This is a genomic window from Ectopseudomonas oleovorans, from assembly GCF_003052605.1.
Classification (GTDB): Bacteria; Pseudomonadota; Gammaproteobacteria; order Pseudomonadales; family Pseudomonadaceae; genus Aquipseudomonas; species Aquipseudomonas oleovorans_A.
On the sequence record NZ_QASO01000130.1, the window covers coordinates 192,786 to 212,576 of the forward strand.

The 19,791-nt window shown below is 60.0% G+C and carries 20 protein-coding genes; 4 read left to right on the forward strand and 16 right to left on the reverse strand.

Annotated elements, in window-relative coordinates:
• Positions 1–17: 17 nt before the first annotated feature.
• From DBO86_RS24145 to rpmH, 14 genes are all read right to left on the reverse strand, one after another.
• A complete protein-coding gene (locus tag DBO86_RS24145; protein ID WP_021442427.1) occupies positions 18–554 on the reverse strand; it encodes a F0F1 ATP synthase subunit delta in 537 nt (178 codons plus the stop codon).
• 14 nt (positions 555–568) lie between these two features.
• Entirely contained in the window at positions 569–1,039 is a 471-nt protein-coding gene (locus DBO86_RS24150; RefSeq protein WP_021442428.1) for a F0F1 ATP synthase subunit B, read from the reverse strand.
• A gap of 56 nt (positions 1,040–1,095) precedes the next feature.
• Positions 1,096–1,353, reverse strand: a complete 258-nt coding sequence (atpE, locus tag DBO86_RS24155; protein ID WP_003097235.1) for a F0F1 ATP synthase subunit C — start codon at positions 1,351–1,353, stop codon at positions 1,096–1,098.
• 148 nt (positions 1,354–1,501) lie between these two features.
• Entirely contained in the window at positions 1,502–2,368 is an 867-nt protein-coding gene (atpB, locus tag DBO86_RS24160; RefSeq protein ID WP_108235086.1) for a F0F1 ATP synthase subunit A, read from the reverse strand.
• Positions 2,369–2,385: 17 nt separating this feature from the next.
• Positions 2,386–2,790, reverse strand: coding sequence for a F0F1 ATP synthase subunit I (locus tag DBO86_RS24165; protein ID WP_108235087.1), 405 nt, complete (start codon positions 2,788–2,790; stop codon positions 2,386–2,388).
• A gap of 159 nt (positions 2,791–2,949) precedes the next feature.
• A complete protein-coding gene (locus DBO86_RS24170; RefSeq protein ID WP_108235088.1) occupies positions 2,950–3,819 on the reverse strand; it encodes a ParB/RepB/Spo0J family partition protein in 870 nt (289 codons plus the stop codon).
• 11 nt (positions 3,820–3,830) lie between these two features.
• The gene (locus tag DBO86_RS24175; protein ID WP_108235089.1) at positions 3,831–4,619 is read right to left on the reverse strand and encodes a ParA family protein; all 789 of its coding nucleotides are present in this window, start codon (positions 4,617–4,619) and stop codon (positions 3,831–3,833) included.
• A gap of 11 nt (positions 4,620–4,630) precedes the next feature.
• Positions 4,631–5,278 (reverse strand): 16S rRNA (guanine(527)-N(7))-methyltransferase RsmG, encoded by a 648-nt coding sequence (gene rsmG, locus DBO86_RS24180; RefSeq protein WP_088339289.1) that lies wholly within the window; start codon positions 5,276–5,278, stop codon positions 4,631–4,633.
• A complete protein-coding gene (gene mnmG, locus DBO86_RS24185; RefSeq protein ID WP_108235090.1) occupies positions 5,275–7,167 on the reverse strand; it encodes a tRNA uridine-5-carboxymethylaminomethyl(34) synthesis enzyme MnmG in 1,893 nt (630 codons plus the stop codon). Before mnmG ends, rsmG begins: the two co-directional genes overlap by 4 nt.
• A gap of 720 nt (positions 7,168–7,887) precedes the next feature.
• Positions 7,888–9,255, reverse strand: a complete 1,368-nt coding sequence (gene mnmE / locus DBO86_RS24190; RefSeq protein ID WP_108235091.1) for a tRNA uridine-5-carboxymethylaminomethyl(34) synthesis GTPase MnmE — start codon at positions 9,253–9,255, stop codon at positions 7,888–7,890.
• A 177-nt stretch (positions 9,256–9,432) separates the two neighbouring features.
• Entirely contained in the window at positions 9,433–11,178 is a 1,746-nt protein-coding gene (gene yidC, locus DBO86_RS24195; protein ID WP_108235092.1) for a membrane protein insertase YidC, read from the reverse strand.
• A 2-nt stretch (positions 11,179–11,180) separates the two neighbouring features.
• The gene (yidD, locus tag DBO86_RS24200; protein WP_061238809.1) at positions 11,181–11,426 is read right to left on the reverse strand and encodes a membrane protein insertion efficiency factor YidD; all 246 of its coding nucleotides are present in this window, start codon (positions 11,424–11,426) and stop codon (positions 11,181–11,183) included.
• Positions 11,419–11,823 (reverse strand): ribonuclease P protein component, encoded by a 405-nt coding sequence (rnpA, locus tag DBO86_RS24205; RefSeq protein WP_036994791.1) that lies wholly within the window; start codon positions 11,821–11,823, stop codon positions 11,419–11,421. Before rnpA ends, yidD begins: the two co-directional genes overlap by 8 nt.
• 13 nt (positions 11,824–11,836) lie before the next feature.
• A complete protein-coding gene (rpmH, locus tag DBO86_RS24210; RefSeq protein ID WP_003246698.1) occupies positions 11,837–11,971 on the reverse strand; it encodes a 50S ribosomal protein L34 in 135 nt (44 codons plus the stop codon).
• A 520-nt stretch (positions 11,972–12,491) separates the two neighbouring features.
• Between rpmH and dnaA the strand changes: the two genes are divergently transcribed.
• Genes dnaA through gyrB form a run of 4 tightly spaced genes read left to right on the forward strand, consistent with a single transcriptional unit; the run spans position 12,492 to position 18,652 of the window.
• On the forward strand, positions 12,492–13,982 hold the full coding sequence (gene dnaA / locus DBO86_RS24215) for a chromosomal replication initiator protein DnaA (protein ID WP_074856725.1): 1,491 nt from the start codon (positions 12,492–12,494) through the stop codon (positions 13,980–13,982).
• Positions 13,983–14,020: 38 nt separating this feature from the next.
• Positions 14,021–15,124 carry a DNA polymerase III subunit beta gene (gene dnaN, locus DBO86_RS24220; protein WP_108235093.1) on the forward strand — a complete coding sequence of 368 codons (1,104 nt, stop codon included), beginning with the start codon at positions 14,021–14,023 and terminating at the stop codon, positions 15,122–15,124.
• Positions 15,124–16,227 (forward strand): DNA replication/repair protein RecF, encoded by a 1,104-nt coding sequence (gene recF, locus DBO86_RS24225; protein ID WP_108235094.1) that lies wholly within the window; start codon positions 15,124–15,126, stop codon positions 16,225–16,227. Before dnaN ends, recF begins: the two co-directional genes overlap by 1 nt.
• 4 nt (positions 16,228–16,231) lie before the next feature.
• Complete coding sequence (gyrB, locus tag DBO86_RS24230; protein ID WP_108235095.1) at positions 16,232–18,652, forward strand: DNA topoisomerase (ATP-hydrolyzing) subunit B; 2,421 nt, start codon at positions 16,232–16,234, stop codon at positions 18,650–18,652.
• A 218-nt stretch (positions 18,653–18,870) separates the two neighbouring features.
• Here gyrB and DBO86_RS25945 read toward each other — a convergent pair whose 3' ends face one another.
• Both DBO86_RS25945 and DBO86_RS24235 read right to left on the reverse strand, forming a co-directional pair.
• Positions 18,871–19,260, reverse strand: coding sequence for a hypothetical protein (locus tag DBO86_RS25945; protein ID WP_146173230.1), 390 nt, complete (start codon positions 19,258–19,260; stop codon positions 18,871–18,873).
• Between the two features lie 54 nt (positions 19,261–19,314).
• A partial coding sequence (locus tag DBO86_RS24235) for an IS66 family transposase (RefSeq protein ID WP_146173183.1) occupies positions 19,315–19,791 on the reverse strand: 477 nt, incomplete at its 5' end.

Below are 19,791 nucleotides of genomic sequence, written 5' to 3' on the forward strand. Positions count from 1 at the left end.
CTGCTGCCCCTTCAAACTCAAGATTTCAATGCTTCGGCCAGCTTCGCGAGTTTGCCGCGAACTGAGCCATCGATAACCAGGTCGCCGGCGCGGATCAGTACACCACCGATCAAGGTGGCATCTTCCGCGGCGTGCAGACGCACTTCTCGGCCGAGCCGTGCACTGAGAACCTTGGCGAGTTTGTCTTGCTGTTCATCGCTCAATGCGAAGGCACTGGTGACATCCACGTCGATCGACTTCTCCTGCTCGGCCTTGTACAGCTCGAACTGGGCGAAGATGTCCGGCAACAGGGCCAGACGGTCGTTCTCGGCGACGACATGGATGAAGTTCTGTGCCTGGGCGTCGAACTTGTCGCCACACACCTCGATGAAGGCGGTGGCCTTTTCTGTACTCGTCAGACGCGGGGCCTTGAGCACGCGCTGCATGGTGTCGTCGAGCGACACCGCTGCAGCCAGGCCGAGCATGGCTGACCAATTGGCCAGTTGCTGGTGGGCCTGGGCGTGCTCGAAGGCAGCCTTAGCGTAAGGTCGGGCCAGCGTGGTCAGTTCTGCCATGATCGCGCCCTCGCTTAAATTTCGGCTGCCAGTTTGTTAACCAGCTCCGCATGCGCGCTTTGGTCGATGGATGCGCCCAGGATCTTCTCCGCACCGCTGACCGCCAGGCTGCCCACTTGGGCGCGCAGGGCGTCTTTGATGCCGTTGATTTCCTGTTCGATCTCGGCCTGAGCCTGAGCCTTCACACGGTCAGCTTCGCCACGGGCCTGATCACGGGCTTCGTCGACGATCTGCGCCGCGCGCTTCTTGGCCTGCTCGATGATTTCGGCAGCCTGACCTTTGGCGTCGCGCAGTTGCTGGGCCACTTTCTCGTGGGCCAGCTCCAGATCACGAGCCGCGCGGTTGGCAGCGTCCAAGCCGTCTGCGATCTTCTTCTGGCGTTCCTGCAGAGCCGTAATGACCGGAGGCCATACGAACTTCATGCAGAACAGCACGAAGATGAAGAAGGCAACGGACTGGCCAATCAGGGTTGCATTAATGTTCACGCCAACACCTCGCTCGTTCGTTGTCCGTCACACCAATTCACTCGGAAGCGAGTGAATCAGCCTGCGATTTGACCAACGAAGGGGTTCGCGAAGGTGAAGAACAGTGCGATACCAACACCGATCATGGTCACGGCGTCGAGCAGACCGGCGACGATGAACATTTTCACTTGCAGCATCGGAACCATTTCCGGCTGACGCGCGGCGCCTTCCAGGAACTTGCCACCCAGCAGACCGAAACCGATGGCGGTACCCAGGGCACCCAGGCCGATCAGCAGTGCAACGGCGATAGCGGTCAAACCAACTACAGTTTCCATTTTTCCTCCCGACTTACAGTCGTATTGGTTAAGGTTTTTGTTGAAGCGGTAAAGCGAAATCGTTTGTTTACAGCGGCCCCGAGGCCGTGGCCGCGGGGTTTGTCCTGGCAGGCGCCGCCTGGGGCGACGCCGCGGAACTTGTTACGGCTTAGTGGTTATCTTCGTGCGCCATCGACAGGTAGACGATGGTCAGCATCATGAAGATGAACGCTTGCAGCACGATGATCAGGATGTGGAAGATGGCCCAGGCCAGCTGCAGCACACCGCCCAGACCGCCGAGCAGCAGGCCGCCGCTGTACATGATGGCGATCAGGATGAAGATCAGTTCGCCGGCATACAGGTTGCCGAACAGACGCAGGGCCAGGGACACCGGCTTGGCGATCAGGGTGACGAACTCGAGCAGGAAGTTCACCGGGATCAGCAGGATCTTCAGCGCGATGTTGTCCGAGCTGAACGGGTGCATGGTCAGCTCGCCGAGGAAACCGCCGATGCCCTTGACCTTGACGCTGTAGAACAGGATCAGGGCGAATACCGACAGGGCCAGGCCCAGGGTGGCGTTCGGGTCGGTGGTGGGTACCACGCGGAAGTACAGGTGCGGGTCGCCGGCGATGGTGGCGGCCAGCATCGGCAGCCAGTCGACCGGGATCAGGTCCATGAAGTTCATCAAGAAGACCCAGACGAAGATGGTCAGGGCCAGCGGGGCGATCAGCGGGTTACGCCCGTGGAAGGTGTCCTTGACGCTGCCGTCGACGAACTCCACCAGCACTTCGACGAAGTTCTGCAGGCCGCCCGGTTGCCCGGAGGTCGCTTTCCTCGCCGCCAGGCGGAACAGAAGAATGAAGATCAGGCCGAGCACCACCGACACCGCCAGGGTGTCGACGTGGAAGGCCCAGAAACCCATTTCCTGGGCTTCCTTTGCGGAGTGGGCGAAACTCCAGCCATTCACCGGATGCTGACCGAAGGTCAGGTTCGTCAGGTGGTGCTGGATGTAACCCGAAGCGGTATCTGCTGCCATTATTTGCCTCGAACGCTTTAAGGTCTTGAAAATTTCGTTATCAGCAGCGGGGCGAACCAGCTGACCAGCAGGGTCAGCAGGTAGACACCGAACAAGGCCGGTGCCGCCAGGGGTTTCACGCCCGCAAACGTCAGTGCGAACAGCACGAACGTCAGAATCAGTTTTCCCGCTTCGCCCGCATAGAAAGAACGGACGATTTCCCGAGCCGCCCGCGCGCCGCTGAAGCGGAACGCCTTATGGGCGAAATACAGGTTCGGCAACCAGGCGATCAGGCCACCGAGCAGCGCCGAATAACCCGCCACGCCGCCCAACCATTGCCACATCACCCCAGCGGCCAGCAGCAGCACGATCAACTGTGCCAGCAGAACCGGGAACACCGGCAGACGATGGAAGGGCCGGCGCTTCGGCATACGGCGTTCCATCAACTGGGTTCCTCGACTATCGACCGCTTTAACTCAATGAATTGGCATAAAAAGTGCCAACAAAATTGCGCGCAGAGTATAGGGGGCCAATTCCCCCCATTCAACTGCCGGGTAGTGTTTTCCGACCGTGCGCTACACGGCCAGATGTGGCGAATTGTTTCAGCGGATATGGGCCAGGACGCCCTGCAATTCGTCGAGGGAGTTGTAGCGGATCACCAACTGGCCTTTGCCCTTGTTGCCGTGTTTTATCTGCACGGGCGAGCCCAGACGCTCCGCGAGCTTCTGTTCGAGGCGGCTGATGTCCGGGTCGGGCTTGCTCTTGCTCGGTGCCGGTTTGGCGCTCAGCCACTGGCGCACCAGGGCCTCGGTCTGACGAACGGTGAGGCCGCGTGCGACAACGTGTCGCGCCGCTTCCACCTGCTGTTCCAGGGGCAGACCGAGCAATGCGCGGGCATGGCCCATCTCCAGGTCGCCATGGGACAGCAGGGTCTTGATCTCCTCCGGCAGGGCGATCAGGCGCAGCAGGTTAGTGATGGTCACCCGCGATTTGCCGACGGCGTCGGCGACCTGCTGCTGGGTCAGCTCGAACTCCTGCTGCAGGCGTTGCAGGGCCATGGCTTCCTCGATCGGGTTGAGGTCCTCGCGCTGGATGTTCTCGATCAGCGCCATGGCGATGGCGGCTTCGTCCGGCAGTTCGCGGACCATGGCCGGGATCTTCTCCTGGCCGGCCAGTTGGCTGGCGCGCCAGCGGCGTTCGCCGGCGACGATCTCGAAGCGGCCGCCGCCGATCGGGCGCAGGACGATGGGTTGCATCACGCCCTGGACGCGAATCGACTGCGCCAGCTCCTCCAGGGCGGTCTGGTCCATGTCGCGGCGCGGCTGGTACTTGCCACGCTGGATCAGCTCCAGCGGCACGTATTGCAGCTCGCGGCTGTCGACCTGGGCGGCCTCTTCCTGCAGGGCGTTGACGGTGGTGCCGCCGAGCAGGGCGTCCAGGCCTCGTCCCAGACCTCGTTTCTTCGCAGCCATGCGGGGGTTCCTTAAGCGGTAGCGGTTTTCGCGGCGGCGCGCTGACGGCGCACCAGCTCGCCGGCCAAGGCCAGGTAGGCGATGGCACCACGGGATTGTTTGTCGTAGACCAGCGCCGGCATGCCGAAGCTCGGCGCCTCGGCCAGGCGCACATTGCGCGGAATCACGGCGTCATACAGCTTGTCGCCGAAGTGTTCCTTGAGCTGAGCGGTGACGTCGTTGGTCAGGCTGATACGCGGGTCGTACATGGTGCGCAGCAGACCTTCGATCTGCAGCTTGGGATTGAGCAGTTGGGCGATGCGCTGGATGCTGTTGACCAGATCGGACAAGCCCTCGAGCGCGTAATACTCGCACTGCATGGGGATGATCACGCCATCGGCGGCGACCAGGGCGTTGATGGTCAGCATGTTCAGCGACGGCGGGCAGTCGATGAGGATGTAGTCGTAGTTCTCGCGGATCGGCGCCAGGGCATAACGCAGGCGGCTCTCCTTCATCTTCATTTCCAGCAGTGCCACTTCCGCAGCGGTCAGATCGCGGTTGGCCGGCAGCAACTGGTAGCCGCCGTGTTCGGAAAACTGCATGGCCTGGCTCAGGTCGCACTCACCGATCAACACGTCGTAGATCGAGTGTTCGAGGGCGTGCTTGTCGATGCCGCTGCCCATGGTCGCATTGCCCTGCGGGTCGAGGTCGATCAGCAGCACGCGGCGCTTGGTCGCTACCAGTGAAGCAGCCAGGTTGATGCACGTCGTGGTTTTGCCCACGCCGCCTTTCTGATTGGCGATCGCGAATACCTTGGCCATTTTCTTTCCCCTTAGACCGAGCGACGCAGTATCAACAGATGGCGTTGGCCTTGGCAACCGGGAACCCGCAACACGTGCGTGGCACTGAGACGGAAGTCCGTCGGCAGCGCCTGCAGCTCGTCATCCGGGTGCACGCCCTTCATCGCAAGCCAGTGCGTGTCGGCGTTGCCGAGGTGGCGCGTCCAGTTGCTGAAATCTTCCAGGCTGCTGAAAGCCCGCGAGCTGATGCCGTCGAAAGGCTGCTCCGGTCGATACGCTTCGACCCGGTTGTGGACAACCTCGAGGTTGGCGAGTTTCAGCTCCAGCTTCACCTGCACCAGAAAACGAGTCTTCTTGCCGTTGGAGTCGAGCAGCGTGAAGCGGCGCTCGGGGAACATGATCGCCAGCGGTACACCGGGCATGCCGCCGCCGCTGCCGACGTCAAGCCAGTTATCCCCACGTTCGGCCACGAAGGGGACTACCGAAAGGCTGTCGAGCAGATGGCGCGAGACCATCTCGTCGGGGTCGCGCACCGCGGTAAGGTTGTAGGCCTTGTTCCACTTGATCAGCAGGCCCAGGTAGGCGAGCAGTTGTTCCTGTTGCAACGCGCTGAGCTCGATACCCAGTTCGCGGGCGCCCTGGAGCAGTTCTTCGGCGTGACGTTGAGTGACCGACATCAGGCGCTCTGCTCCAGCTTCTGCCCAGCGCTGCGCTTCTTCAGATGAATCAGCAACAGCGAGATGGCTGCCGGGGTAACGCCGGGGATGCGCCCAGCCTGACCAAGGGTGGCGGGGCGGGTATTGCCGAGCTTGAACTGGATTTCCTTGGACAACCCGGAAATGCTGCTGTAGTCCAGGTCTTCCGGCAGCTTGGTGTCCTCACTGGCGCGCAGCTTGGCGATCTCGTCCTGCTGGCGGTCGATGTAGCCGGCGTACTTGGTCTTGATCTCGACTTGCTCGGCCACCTGGTTATCCACAACCGGCGCGTCAGTCAGTTCGATCAGCGTGGCGTAGTCGATCTCCGGGCGAGCCAGCAGGTTGAGCAGGTTGTATTCGTGGGCCAGCGGCGTGCCGAAGCGTGCTGCAATGGCATCGCCCTGCGGCGTGCCCGGGCGCACCCAGGTGTTCTTCAGGCGCTGCTCTTCCTGCACGATGCCTTCGCGCTTGGCTTCGAAAGCTGCCCAGCGTTCGTCATCGATCAGGCCCAGTTCGCGCCCCTTAGCGGTCAGGCGCAGGTCGGCGTTGTCCTCGCGCAGGATCAGCCGGTATTCGGCACGTGAGGTGAACATGCGGTACGGCTCCTGGGTGCCCAGGGTGATCAGGTCGTCGACCAACACGCCGATGTAGGCTTCGTCACGACGCGGGCACCAGGCCTCCTTGCCCTGCGCGCGCAACGCCGCATTGCAGCCGGCCAGCAGGCCTTGGGCACCGGCTTCTTCGTAGCCGGTGGTGCCATTGATCTGCCCGGCGAAGAACAGGCCGGCGATGACCTTGGTTTCCAGGCTGTACTTGAGATCGCGCGGGTCGAAGTAGTCGTATTCGATGGCGTAGCCCGGGCGCACGATGTGCGCGTTCTCCATGCCACGGATGCTACGTACGATCTCAAGCTGCACGTCAAACGGCAGTGAAGTGGAGATGCCGTTGGGGTACAGCTCATGGGTGGTCAGGCCTTCCGGCTCGATGAACACCTGATGGCTGTCCTTGTCGGCGAAGCGGTGGATCTTGTCCTCGATCGACGGGCAGTAGCGCGGACCGACGCCTTCGATCACCCCGGAGTACATCGGCGAACGGTCGAGGTTGGCGGCGATGATCTCGTGGGTGCGGGCGTTGGTGTGGGTGATCCAGCAACTGATCTGCTGTGGCTGGTGCTCGCGCTTGCCGAGGAATGACATCAGCGGCGTCGGCGTATCGCCCGGTTGCTCGGTCATCGCCGAGAAATCCACGGAGCGGCCGTCGATGCGTGGCGGCGTACCGGTTTTCAGGCGACCGACGCGCAACGGCAGCTCACGCAGGCGATGCGCCAGAGCTATGGAAGGTGGGTCGCCAGCACGACCACCGGAGTAATTTTGCAGACCAATGTGGATAAGTCCGCCGAGGAAGGTGCCTGTGGTCAACACCACGGAATCCGCGTGGAACCTGAGGCCCATCTGGGTAACCACGCCTTTGACCTCGGCGTTTTCCACAATCAGGTCATCGGCAGCCTGTTGAAAAATCCACAGGTTGGCCTGGTTTTCCAGAATTTCTCGTACCGCTGCCTTGTACAGCACGCGGTCGGCCTGCGCACGTGTGGCGCGAACGGCTGGACCCTTGCGGCTGTTGAGGATACGGAACTGGATGCCACCCTTGTCGGTAGCAGTGGCCATGGCGCCACCAAGGGCATCGATTTCCTTGACCAGGTGGCTCTTGCCGATCCCGCCGATGGCCGGGTTGCAGCTCATCTGGCCGAGGGTCTCGACATTGTGGGTGAGCAGCAGGGTCTTCACGCCCATGCGTGCTGCAGCCAGGGCTGCTTCGGTACCGGCATGACCGCCACCGATCACGATCACGTCAAAACGGGAAGGGAAATCCACCACGCACCTCGTGCCTGTTGAGAAGGGGTCTGAAAGAAAGGCGGCAAGTATAGGGACTTAAGGCTGCTGAATGAAGCCTTCTGCACAAAAAATAGCCAACCGGATAGCACGGGCCTTTCCAATCGACCTCCTTACCTGATCACTCTCCGACCCGTGAGAAATACACTCATGCCTATAAAGAATAGAAAGAGAGAATTTTTATAAAGCTTGTTCTTTATGTTTATGTATAGAGCAAGCCCTTTCTGTGGATAACCTTCTGTAACCCTTGCTGTTAGAGGTGTATAGCGAATGATAAGCCTGTGTCGATCCTGCTCGCTTCCACTGAGAAAGCTGCTGAACCACTGTGGATGGAAGTGCCAGTTACCCACAGGGGTGGTTACGCCCAGCTTTGTCATAGGGTTATGGGCAGGGTTCAGGGGCGGTTTTCCACAGGTTTTATTTGGGCCTGAATAACTCAGTAGATGCGCAGCAGCAGCCCATTCATTGGTGATCCAGTAAGCTCGTTTGTGGGGAAATCTGCCCGGCGCGTAAGTCCAGTCAGATGTGTGAACGAGTGGATGCCCCGCCGCGAATCAAGACGACGCGCAAGGGTTCTTAACCCGGGTGAAAACCCGGGAATGACAAGGAGGGGAAAGATTGATGGTAGGCACGCATGCGCTTTCGCGGATAAATCCGCTCCTACAAGAGCCCTGTAGGCAAGGGCATGCATGGAGGAAGGTTTCACTTGCCGATGCAGAAGCTGGAGAAGATCCGCCCCAGCAGGTCGTCGCTGCTGAAGGCGCCGGTGATCTCGCCCAATGCCTGCTGGGCCATGCGTAGATCCTCGGCCAGCAGTTCGCCGGCGCCCATCAGAGTGAGCTGGTTGCGGCCGTGCTCAAGGTACTGCTGCGCCTTCAGCAACGCTTCGAGGTGGCGCCGCCGAGCGCTGAAGCCGCTCTCTGCGGTCTGTTGATAACCCATGCAGGCCTTCAGGTGCTCGCGCAGCAGATCGAGGCCATCGGTAGATTTGGCCGACAGGCTGAGTGTGACGTGGCCATCGGCACTGGTTTGCAGCGCTACCGCTTCGCCGGATAGATCGGCCTTGTTGCGGATCAGGGTGACGCGCGCAGGATCCGGGCGTTGCTCGAGAAACTCCGGCCACAGGGCGAAGGGATCGGCGGCTTCCGGCGCAGTGGAGTCCACTACCAGCAACACACGGTCAGCCTCACCGATGGCCTTGAGCGCACGCTCCACACCGATGCGCTCGACCTGATCGTCGGTATCGCGCAGACCCGCTGTATCGACCACGTGCAGGGGCATGCCGTCGATATGGATATGTTCGCGCAGCACATCGCGGGTGGTGCCGGCGATATCGGTGACGATGGCCGCTTCGCGCCCGGCCAGGGCATTGAGCAGGCTGGATTTGCCGGCATTGGGCCGGCCAGCGATGACCACGGTCATACCGTCGCGCAGCAGGGCGCCCTGGCCCGCTTCGCGCAATACTGTGGATAAGTCTGTACGCACGCTGTCGAGCTGGCTCAGCACATGGCCATCGGCGAGAAAGTCGATCTCTTCTTCGGGAAAATCAATGGCGGCTTCGACGTATATGCGTAGCTGGATCAAAGACTCGGTCAGTGCATGCACGCGTTTGGAGAACTCGCCCTGCAGCGAACGCAGGGCATTGCGTGCGGCCTGTTCGGAGCTGGCTTCGATCAGATCGGCGATGGCCTCGGCCTGAGCCAGGTCGAGCTTGTCATTTAGGAAGGCGCGTTCACTGAACTCACCAGGTCGCGCCAGGCGTGCCCCCAGCGCCATGCAGCGGTGCAGCAGCAGATCGAGCACCACCGGGCCACCGTGGCCCTGAAGTTCCAGTACGTCTTCACCAGTGAAGGAGTTGGGGCCAGGAAAGTAGATGGCCAGACCTTCATCCAGCGTCAGCTCGCTCTCGCCATAGAACGGCCCGTGATGAGCGAAGCGCGGCTTCAACTCGCGTCGGCAAATGGCCTGAGCCAATTGACCTGCAAGAGGACCGGATACCCGCACGATGCCCACACCACCCCGACCCTGGGCAGTGGCGACGGCGGCAATGGTGTCTCGGGCGTGGCTCATGGCGGTTTACTCGATGCGTACGGCTGAATATGGGAGCGAGGGGGAAGCCTGATTCTCTGCTCGCGAAACTTGTGGATACAGCGATTCGCGAGCAGAGCTCGCTCCTACGATAAATGCTTGGATAGCAAAACGCCCCAATCATGGGGCGTTTGCTTGATGCTTGGCAGCCTTGGCGAATCAGGCGTTGGCCGTTTTCGCTGCCGCTTCGATCTTGCGCGTAATGTACCACTGCTGGGCGATGGACAGGATGTTGTTGACCACCCAGTACAGCACCAGACCAGCCGGGAACCACAGGAAGAAAAAGGTGAAGATGATCGGCATCAGCTTCAGCACGCGGGCCTGCATGGGGTCCGGCGGCGTCGGGTTGAGCTGCTGCTGGATGAACATGGTCGCGCCCATGATGATCGGCAGGATGAAGAACGGATCCTTGATCGACAGGTCGGTGATCCACAGCAGCCAGGGCGCCTGACGCATCTCGACCGATTCCAGCAGTACCCAGTACAGGGCGAGGAATACCGGCATCTGCACCAGGATCGGTAAGCAGCCGCCCAGCGGGTTGATCTTCTCCTTCTTGTACAGCTCCATCATCGCCTGGGACATCTTCTGGCGGTCGTCGCCGAACTGCTCCTTCAGCGCCTGCAGTTTCGGCGATACGGCGCGCATACGCGCCATGGAGCGGTAGCTGGCAGCCGACAGCGGGAAGAAGATCAGCTTGATGATGATGGTCAGGACAATGATCGACCAACCCCAGTTGCCGAGCACGCTGTGGATCGCTTCCAGTAGCCAGAAGATCGGTTGCGCCAGGAACCACAGGAAGCCGTAGTCGACGGTCAGTTCCAGACCCGGCGACAGGGTGGCCAGGTGCTCCTGCAGCTTGGGACCGGCATAGAGGATCGCGCCAGTTTCGCCCTGCGCGCCGGCAGCGACCTGCACTGACGGGCCGGTAAAGCCGACGATGTAGTTACCCTGGCTGTCCTTTCGGGTCTGTACCAGGTTGGTGCTGTCCTTGCTCGGTACCCAGGCAGTGACGAAGTAGTGCTGCAGCCAGGCGACCCAGCCGCCCTGTACGGTTTCCTTGAAGGGCTGCTTGTCGATGTCCTTCATCGACACCTTCTTGTACGGCTCGTCGGGGGTCCACAGTGCCGCGCCGAGGTAGGTGGCGGTGCCGGTAGCGGTGGTCGAGGACGGGTCGCCGCTGTTATCGCGCTTGAGCTGGGCGAACAGGTTGCCGCTCCAGGCTTGCTCGCTCTGGTTGTCGATCAGGTAACGCACGTCAACCTGATAGGCGGACGGATCGATGCAGCCAGGTTTCTTCAACTGTTGCTCACGCGCCGAGCACTGCGGGTTGAGGCCGCGTTTGAAGCTGTAGCGCTTGATGTAGTTGACGCCGTTCTCGCTGAGCTTGAGATCGACCACCAGGCTGTCCTGGCCTTCGGCCAGCTCGTAGTTCTGCTTCTCGCTGCTCCATAGGGAACGACCGCTGGATTTGTCCGGTGCGTTAGGACCGATCAGGCCGCTCTGTGCCAGGTAGGTACGCTCGTTGCCGTTATCGAACAGCTGGAACGGAACGTCCGGGCGGTCCTGACGACGCGGGTACTGCGGCAGACGCAGCTGCACGATATCGCCACCACGCGGGTCGATGGCCAGATCCAGCACATCGGTCTTGACGCGAATCAGCTCGTCGCTGACAGCGGCGGTAGGCGCAACGGCAGCAGCAGTCGGCTCGGCCACGGCAGTGGGAATGTCGTCGCCGCTGGTGCTGGCGGTTGCAGCAGGGGTGTCGGGCAGGGCAGGCGTCGCAGCGGTCGAGGTACTAACCTCGGCTGGCAGGGCAGCCTGGCCATAGTCCTCGTTCCATTGTAGGACCATGAGGTAGGACACGACTGCCAGGGCGACGATCAGGATCGAACGTTGGATATCCATGATTATTCGGCCATCGAAGGGGAACGGGATGTTTTAACGGGTGGAACTGGATCGAAACCGCCGGCATTCCAGGGGTGACAGCGACCGAGACGGCGCGCTGTCAGCCAGCCACCACGCAGGAAGCCATGTTGCTCGATGGCTTCGTAGGCATAGCAGGAGCAGCTGGGATAGAAGCGACAATGACTGGCCATCAGCGGACTGATGGCGTAGCGATACACCTGAATACAGGCTAGAGCCGCTTTACGCATGGGGATTGTCGCTTGTCCCGGGGGATAAGTCTGCGTCGCGACTGGGCCGGCTTCGGGCCAAGCGTTTCCAGAGTTTGCCGAACTGCTGAGCAAGTTCGCCATTCTCCAGATCGCCTAGCCCTTTGCGGGCGACCACCACGATGTCCCAGCCTGTCAGGTTGTCCTGATTGAGGCGAAAGGACTCGCGGATTTGACGCTTGATGCGGTTGCGCTCGACGGCGAGCTTGACGCTCTTTTTGCCGATCACCAAACCTAGGCGGGGATGATCAAGCTGGTTATCGCGCGCTAGCAGCAGGACACTTTTGCCCGGAGCTTTACCGCTTGGGGAGTCGAAGACTGCCTTGAATTGCCGGGGAGTCAGCAGTCGCTTTTCCCGGCCGAAGCCTCGACTCACCACTTGTCTGGATTAATTAGACAGTAAGACGCTTGCGGCCCTTGGCGCGACGACGCGACAGGACGGCACGGCCGTTCTTGGTGGCCATACGGGCACGGAAACCGTGGGTGCGAGCGCGCTTGATGGTGCTGGGTTGGAAAGTGCGTTTCATGGTGCGTTACCTGGGTGATCGACTAGGGTCGGTATGACCCCGGTTTTAAGAGACCGGCAATTCTAGAGAAAGCCGCGCGGTAGGTCAATTTCCAACCAACCTTATTCGCCAGATAGAAATAGAAAGAAGGAAAAGGGTTTAAAGCTCTTTTTCTATGTTTATGTTGAATGGTGCTGTCGGCGTCTGTGGACAACCCTTTGGCTGCCGTGCGCTGCTTGCTCTTCCGGCGATGATAAGTCTGTCCAAAAGGCGTGGTTCGTCTGTGCGTGTCCTGCAGACAGCCTGAGGATAGAATGCCGTGTTACCCACAGCAGGGTTATCCGCCCGTTCATCCCCAGGCTTTTACAGAAGCTTATGGGGGGCTTATCCACAATGCTTACGCAGCTACTGATAAATCTGATTAATGGAACTAAGGCTTTGATTTTACTTGGCCATCTAGTCCCTGTTGTGTGGATAACTCGGTCGTTGGCCGGTACAATAGCGGCTGTTTTTGCATCGCCGCCTGGATAGGGGATAGTCAGTGTCAGTGGAACTATGGCAGCAATGCGTCGAGCTTTTGCGCGACGAGTTGCCGGCCCAGCAATTCAACACCTGGATCCGTCCTCTGCAGGTTGAAGCCGAAGGCGACGAGCTGCGCGTGTATGCGCCGAATCGTTTCGTACTCGATTGGGTCAACGAGAAGTACCTGGGCCGTTTGCTCGAGTTGCTCGGTGAGCGCGCTGGCGGTCTGGTTCCTGCGCTTTCCTTATTAATAGGCAGCAAGCGTGCAGCGACTGCCCGTGTCGCGCCAACGGCCCCTTTGCCTGCTGCTGCGCGTGCCGCTCAGGTTCAGGCCGCCGCATCCGTCAGCAAGCCGGTGCCGCCGCCTGCACAGCAGGAGCCGTCGCGTGCCAGCTTCGACTCCATGGGCGGCGCCGCGCCACAACCGCCGACCCCCGCGGTGGCGCCACGCACCGAACGTACCGTACAGGTCGAAGGTGGCCTCAAGCACACCAGCTATCTCAACCGCACCTTTACCTTCGATAACTTCGTCGAGGGTAAGTCGAACCAGTTGGCGCGCGCTGCAGCCTGGCAGGTGGCGGACAACCCCAAGCACGGTTACAACCCGCTGTTCCTGTATGGCGGCGTTGGCTTGGGCAAGACTCACCTGATGCATGCTGTGGGTAATCACCTGCTGGCGAAGAACCCCAACGCCAAGGTTGTGTACCTGCACTCCGAGCGCTTCGTCGCCGACATGGTCAAGGCGTTGCAGCTCAACGCCATCAACGAATTCAAACGCTTCTACCGCTCGGTCGATGCGCTGCTGATCGACGACATCCAGTTCTTTGCCAAGAAGGAGCGCTCCCAGGAGGAGTTCTTCCACACCTTCAACGCGCTGCTCGAAGGGGGTCAGCAGGTGATTCTCACCAGCGACCGCTACCCGAAAGAGATCGAAGGCCTGGAAGAGCGACTGAAATCGCGCTTCGGCTGGGGCCTGACCGTGGCCGTCGAGCCACCGGAACTGGAAACCCGCGTGGCGATCCTGATGAAGAAGGCCGACCAGGCCAAGGTCGATCTGCCGCACGATGCGGCGTTCTTCATCGCTCAGCGCATTCGCTCCAATGTGCGCGAACTGGAAGGCGCGCTGAAGCGTGTGATCGCCCACTCGCACTTCATGGGCCGCGACATCACCATCGAGCTGATCCGCGAATCGCTCAAGGATCTGCTGGCCCTGCAGGACAAGCTGGTCAGCATCGATAATATTCAGCGCACCACCGCTGAGTACTACAAGATCAAGATCACCGATTTGCTTTCCAAGCGCCGTTCGCGCTCGATCGCCCGGCCGCGTCAGGTGGCTATGGCATTGTCGAAGGAACTGACCAATCACAGCCTGCCGGAAATCGGTGTGGCCTTCGGCGGCCGCGATCACACCACGGTGTTGCATGCATGCCGTAAGATTGCTGAACTTAGGGGATCCGACGCGGACATCCGCGAGGACTATAAGAACCTGCTGCGCACCCTGACTACCTGATCAAATCAATGCAGCTCCACGAGGCAAGGGACTAGACCATGCATTTCACTATTCAACGCGAAGCCCTGTTGAAACCCCTGCAACTGGTCGCCGGTGTCGTGGAACGACGCCAGACGCTGCCGGTTCTGTCTAACGTCCTGCTGGTGGTCGAAGGCCAGCAGCTGTCGCTGACCGGTACCGACCTCGAGGTCGAACTGGTTGGCCGCGTCACACTCGAAGATGCCGCCGAACCGGGTGAGATCACCGTGCCGGCGCGCAAGCTGATGGACATCTGCAAGAGCCTGCCGAGCGACGCGCTGATTGACATTCGCGTCGACGAGCAGAAGTTGCTGGTCAAGGCCGGGCGCAGCCGGTTCACCCTGTCGACTCTGCCGGCCAATGACTTCCCTACCGTCGAGGAAGGCCCAGGCTCGCTGACCTTCAATCTGCCGCAAGCCAAGCTGCGTCGTTTGATCGAAGGCACCAGCTTCGCCATGGCCCAGCAGGATGTGCGCTACTACCTCAACGGCATGCTCCTGGAAGTACAGAGCGGTTTGCTGCGAGCGGTCGCTACCGACGGTCACCGTCTGGCCATGTGCTCCATGGAAGCGGTCATCCAGCAGGAAGGCAAGCATCAGGTCATCGTGCCGCGCAAAGGTATTCTCGAACTGGCTCGCCTGCTCACCGAACAGGACGCCGAAGTCGCCATCGTTCTCGGTCAGCATCACATCCGTGCCAACACCGGCGAGTTCACCTTCACCTCGAAACTGGTCGACGGCAAGTTCCCGGATTACGAGCGCGTGCTACCGCGTGGTGGTGACAAACTGGTGCTGGCGGATCGTCAGGGCTTGCGCGAAGCCTTCAGCCGCACCGCGATTCTGTCCAACGAGAAATACCGTGGCATTCGCCTGACCCTGGCATCTGGTCTGCTGAAGATTCAAGCCAACAACCCTGAGCAGGAAGAGGCCGAGGAAGAGATCGTTGTCGACTATGCGGGCAGCGGCCTGGAGATCGGTTTCAACGTCAGCTATCTGCTGGATGTGCTGGGCGTGATGGGCACCGAGCAGGTGCGTTTGATCCTCTCCGACTCCAACAGCAGTGCTCTGCTGCAGGAAGCCGACAACGACAATTCTGCCTACGTTGTCATGCCGATGCGTCTTTAATGTCCCTAAGCCGTATCACGGTCACCGGGGTACGCAATCTGCATCCGGTGACCCTCTCCCCCTCCTCCCGCATCAACATCCTCCACGGCGCCAACGGCAGCGGCAAGACCAGCGTGCTCGAGGCGATCCATCTGCTCGGCCTCGCCCGCTCCTTCCGCAGTACCCGCCTGCAGCCAGTCATCCATTACGAACAACCCGCCTGCACCATTTTCGGTCAGGTTCAGTTGGCCGGGGGAGGCTCGAGCAATCTGGGTATCTCTCGCGATCGTCAGGGTGAGCTGCTGATTCGTATTGATGGGCAGAATGCGCGTAGTGCTGCGCAGCTAGCCGATCTGTTGCCACTACAGCTGATAAACCCCGATAGTTTTCGACTGCTTGAAGGTGCACCGAAGATTCGCCGGCAGTTTCTCGATTGGGGTGTGTTCCACGTGGAACAGCGCTTTCTCGGTGCCTGGCAACGCCTGCAGAAAGCCCTACGGCAGCGGAACTCGTGGCTGCGCCATGGTATACTTGACGGTGCTTCGCAGGCCGCATGGGACCGCGAGCTATGCAGTGCCAGCGAGGAGATCGACACCTATCGGCGAGCCTATATTCAGGCTTTGAAACCAGTGTTCGAACGAACCCTTGCCGAGCTGCTGCAGTTGGAAGGTCTGACCCTGAGTTACTACCGAGGTTGGGACAAGGATCGAGAGCTGAGTGAGGTGCTCGCCACTTCCCTGTTCCGTGACCAGCAACTCGGGCACACCCAGGCTGGACCTCAGCGCGCCGATTTGCGTCTGCGCCTGGCGGGGCATAACGCGGCAGAGATTCTGTCGCGAGGACAACAGAAACTGGTGGTGTGCGCTTTGCGCATCGCCCAAGGCCACTTGGTCAACGAAGCCAAGCGTGGCCAGTGTATCTATCTGGTGGACGACCTACCGTCGGAGCTGGATGAACAGCATCGTCAGGCATTGTGCCGGCTGCTGGAAGATTTGTGCTGCCAGGTATTCATCACCTGTGTAGATCATGAATTATTGAGGGAAGGCTGGCAGACGGATACGCCGGTTGCCATGTTCCACGTGGAACATGGCTGTATCACCCAGACCCAAGACCATCGGGAGTGAAGGCATGAGCGAGAACCAAACGTACGACTCCTCCAGCATCAAGGTGCTGAAAGGACTGGACGCCGTACGCAAACGTCCCGGGATGTACATCGGTGACACTGACGATGGTAGTGGTCTGCACCACATGGTGTTCGAGGTGGTCGATAACTCCATCGACGAAGCGCTGGCCGGCTATTGCAGCGAAATCACCATCACCATCCACCCGGATGAGTCGATCAGCGTGCGTGACAACGGCCGTGGTATTCCGGTCGACATTCACAAGGAAGAAGGCGTCTCGGCGGCAGAGGTCATTATGACCGTGCTGCACGCCGGCGGTAAGTTCGATGACAACAGCTACAAGGTATCCGGCGGCCTGCACGGTGTGGGTGTGTCGGTGGTCAATGCCCTCTCCAAGGAACTGGTACTGACCATCCGCCGTAGCGGTAAGATCTGGGAACAGACCTATGTGCATGGTGTGCCGCAAGCCCCCCTGACTGCTGTCGGGGATACCGACGGTACCGGCACGCAAATCCACTTCAAGCCCTCCGAAGAAACCTTCGCCAACATCCACTTCAGCTGGGACATCCTGGCCAAGCGTCTGCGCGAACTGTCCTTCCTCAACTCCGGCGTGGGCATTCTGCTGCGTGACGAACGCACCGGCAAGGAAGAGCTGTTCAAGTACGAGGGCGGCCTGAAAGCCTTCGTTGAGTACCTGAATACCAACAAGACCGTAGTCAACCAGGTATTCCACTTCAGTGTGCAGCGTGAAGAAGACGGTGTTGGTGTCGAAGTCGCCCTGCAGTGGAACGACAGTTTCAACGAGAACATCCTCTGCTTCACCAACAACATTCCCCAGCGTGACGGTGGTACTCACCTGGCGGGCTTCCGCTCTGCCCTCACCCGACACCTGAACAACTACATCGAAGCCGAAGGTCTGGCGAAGAAGTTCAAGGTCGCCACCACCGGTGACGATGCCCGTGAAGGCCTGACTGCAATTATCTCGGTCAAGGTGCCGGACCCGAAATTCAGCTCGCAGACCAAGGATAAGCTGGTCTCCAGCGAGGTGAAGACCGCGGTCGAGCAGGAGATGGGCAAGTACTTTGCCGACTTCCTGCTGGAAAATCCCAACGAAGCCAAGGCCGTGGTCGGCAAGATGATCGATGCAGCACGTGCCCGTGAAGCAGCGCGTAAGGCGCGTGAGATGACCCGCCGCAAGGGGGCGCTGGACATCGCCGGCCTGCCCGGCAAACTGGCCGACTGCCAGGAGAAAGACCCGGCGCTGTCCGAACTCTACATCGTGGAGGGTGACTCCGCGGGCGGTTCTGCTAAGCAGGGCCGCAACCGCAAGACCCAGGCGATCCTGCCGCTCAAGGGCAAGATCCTCAACGTTGAACGCGCGCGTTTCGACCGCATGATTTCCTCGCAGGAAGTCGGCACGCTGATCACTGCGCTCGGCTGTGGTATCGGCCGTGACGAGTACAACATCGACAAGCTGCGCTACCACAACATCATTATCATGACCGATGCTGACGTCGACGGTTCGCACATCCGCACCCTGCTGCTGACCTTCTTCTTCCGTCAGTTGCCGGAGCTGATCGAGCGCGGCTACATCTATATCGCCCAGCCGCCGCTGTACAAGGTGAAGAAAGGCAAACAGGAGCAGTACATCAAGGACGACGAGGCCATGGAGGAATACATGACCCAGTCGGCTCTGGAAGACGCCAGCCTGCACGTCAATGAGAATGCCCCAGGCCTGTCCGGCAGCGCGCTGGAAAAGCTCGTGGGCGAATACCGTGGCGTCATGAAAACCCTGGATCGACTGTCGCGTGTCTATCCCAAGGACATCACCGAGCACTTCGTCTATCTGCCGCGCATTCCGCTGGAGCAGCTCGCTGATCAGGCCTTCATGCAAAACTGGCTGGAAGGCTTCGCTGCACGTCTGAAGACTACCGAGAAGTCTGGCCAGACCTACAGTGCCAGTCTGCGTGAAGACCGCGAGCGTCACCTGTGGCTGCCGGAGGTTGAGGTCAAATCTCACGGCCTTTCCAGCTACACCACCTTCAACCGCGACTTCTTCGCCAGCAATGACTACAAGACCGTCACTACCCTGGGCGAACAGCTGAATAACCTGCTGGAAGAAGGCGCCTACGTGCAGCGTGGCGAGCGCAAGAAACCGGTCAGCACCTTCAAGGAAGCGCTGGACTGGCTGATGACCGAAAGCACCAAGCGTCACAGCATCCAGCGATACAAAGGTCTCGGTGAGATGAACCCGGATCAATTGTGGGAAACCACCATGGACCCGGAAGTGCGCCGCATGCTCAAGGTGACCATCGAGGACGCCATCGCCGCCGACCAGATCTTCAACACCCTGATGGGCGACGCTGTGGAGCCGCGCCGCGACTTCATCGAAAGCAATGCCCTGGCAGTGTCGAACCTGGACTTCTAATCATTTGTAGGTGGACAAAGTTATTTGCCCTTTCGGCCAAAGTTAAGCGGTTCGGCCAAAGTAATTTGCCAGTAGCTTGAAAGTAAAAGCCCCTGCTGACGCGAGTCCGCAGGGGCTTTTTTCTTAGCCTGAAGTCGCTACTGGCCGGTGTTCCAGTCGGCCCGAATGCTTCGTTCTCAAGCACAGCTTGTTGCAGATTGATCCGCTGGCGGGTTGCTCTATTGTGCGACCTGCTGGCGGAGCACATTTATCTGTAACTGTTGAGGCTCAGTGATGTATCCCGGCGTGAAGTGGATAGGGTCGCTCCAAACGATCATGCCTGTGGAGGGCCGCCGCATGACGTTTGTGATGTGGCAATCCACAGCTCCATCATTTTCGGGCAGATACTGAGCTGCCTGAATCAGGGTGTTGAGCAGAGGAGCGAACTCGGATTGGTTGCGTGCAACCTGACTGCATCGTTCGAGGAATTGAGCACGATGCTCATGCCCTACCAGTTCGCCATCTGTCAGCTGTGTGAATAGCTCGGTCAGTCGAGCACCCTCGGGACTTGTGGGATCTACAGGTTGAAGCCATTCAACCTGTGCTAACCAGTAAAACTCATCGTCCAAATATGCATCATCGGCTGGTGCTACGTATGCGTCTGGGCATCCCGTCTTGCGCAACTAAACCAGTCGCCACCTATGCGGCAGCAGCTCCGTAATCTCACTTGCCCGCTGCGTCGGCAGGCGCGTGAGGACGTCCTTCAAATAGGCGTACGGGTCATGCCCGTTGAGTCGAGCTGACTGGATCAAACTCATGATCGCCGCTGTCCGTTTACCGCTGCGCAGTGAACCTGCAAAGAGCCAGTTCTTGCGCCCCAACGCCCATGGCCGGATCTGGTTCTCTGCCCAATTATTGTCAATGGGTACGGCGCCGTCATCGAGATAGCGCGACAGCGCCGTCCAGCGTTTGAGGCTGTAATCCAATGCTTTGCTGATGGCCGAGCCATCGTGCACAAGTAGGCGCTGGGTGATCATCCAGGCATGCAACGCGTCCATCACCGGTACGGCTTTTTCTTGTCGTATTCGGCGGCGTAAATCCGGTTCTAGGTCGCGGACTTCATGCTCGATTTCGTACAGCAGCTGGATGTACCTCAAGGC

Bases quoted from the DNA above. Each gene is read 5' to 3' on its own strand.
- atpE (WP_003097235.1), bottom strand. From the start codon at position 1,353: ATGGAAACTGTAGTTGGTTTGACCGCTATCGCCGTTGCACTGCTGATC.
- DBO86_RS24145 (WP_021442427.1), bottom strand. From the start codon at position 554: ATGGCAGAACTGACCACGCTGGCCCGACCTTACGCTAAGGCTGCCTTC.
- rpmH (WP_003246698.1), bottom strand. From the start codon at position 11,971: ATGAAACGCACTTTCCAACCCAGCACCATCAAGCGCGCTCGCACCCAC.
- DBO86_RS24170 (WP_108235088.1), bottom strand. From the start codon at position 3,819: ATGGCTGCGAAGAAACGAGGTCTGGGACGAGGCCTGGACGCCCTGCTC.
- DBO86_RS24165 (WP_108235087.1), bottom strand. From the start codon at position 2,790: ATGGAACGCCGTATGCCGAAGCGCCGGCCCTTCCATCGTCTGCCGGTG.
- mnmE (WP_108235091.1), bottom strand. From the start codon at position 9,255: ATGAGCCACGCCCGAGACACCATTGCCGCCGTCGCCACTGCCCAGGGT.
- gyrB (WP_108235095.1), top strand. From the start codon at position 16,232: ATGAGCGAGAACCAAACGTACGACTCCTCCAGCATCAAGGTGCTGAAA.
- recF (WP_108235094.1), top strand. From the start codon at position 15,124: ATGTCCCTAAGCCGTATCACGGTCACCGGGGTACGCAATCTGCATCCG.
- DBO86_RS24175 (WP_108235089.1), bottom strand. From the start codon at position 4,619: ATGGCCAAGGTATTCGCGATCGCCAATCAGAAAGGCGGCGTGGGCAAA.
- atpB (WP_108235086.1), bottom strand. From the start codon at position 2,368: ATGGCAGCAGATACCGCTTCGGGTTACATCCAGCACCACCTGACGAAC.
- yidC (WP_108235092.1), bottom strand. From the start codon at position 11,178: ATGGATATCCAACGTTCGATCCTGATCGTCGCCCTGGCAGTCGTGTCC.
- dnaN (WP_108235093.1), top strand. From the start codon at position 14,021: ATGCATTTCACTATTCAACGCGAAGCCCTGTTGAAACCCCTGCAACTG.
- yidD (WP_061238809.1), bottom strand. From the start codon at position 11,426: ATGCGTAAAGCGGCTCTAGCCTGTATTCAGGTGTATCGCTACGCCATC.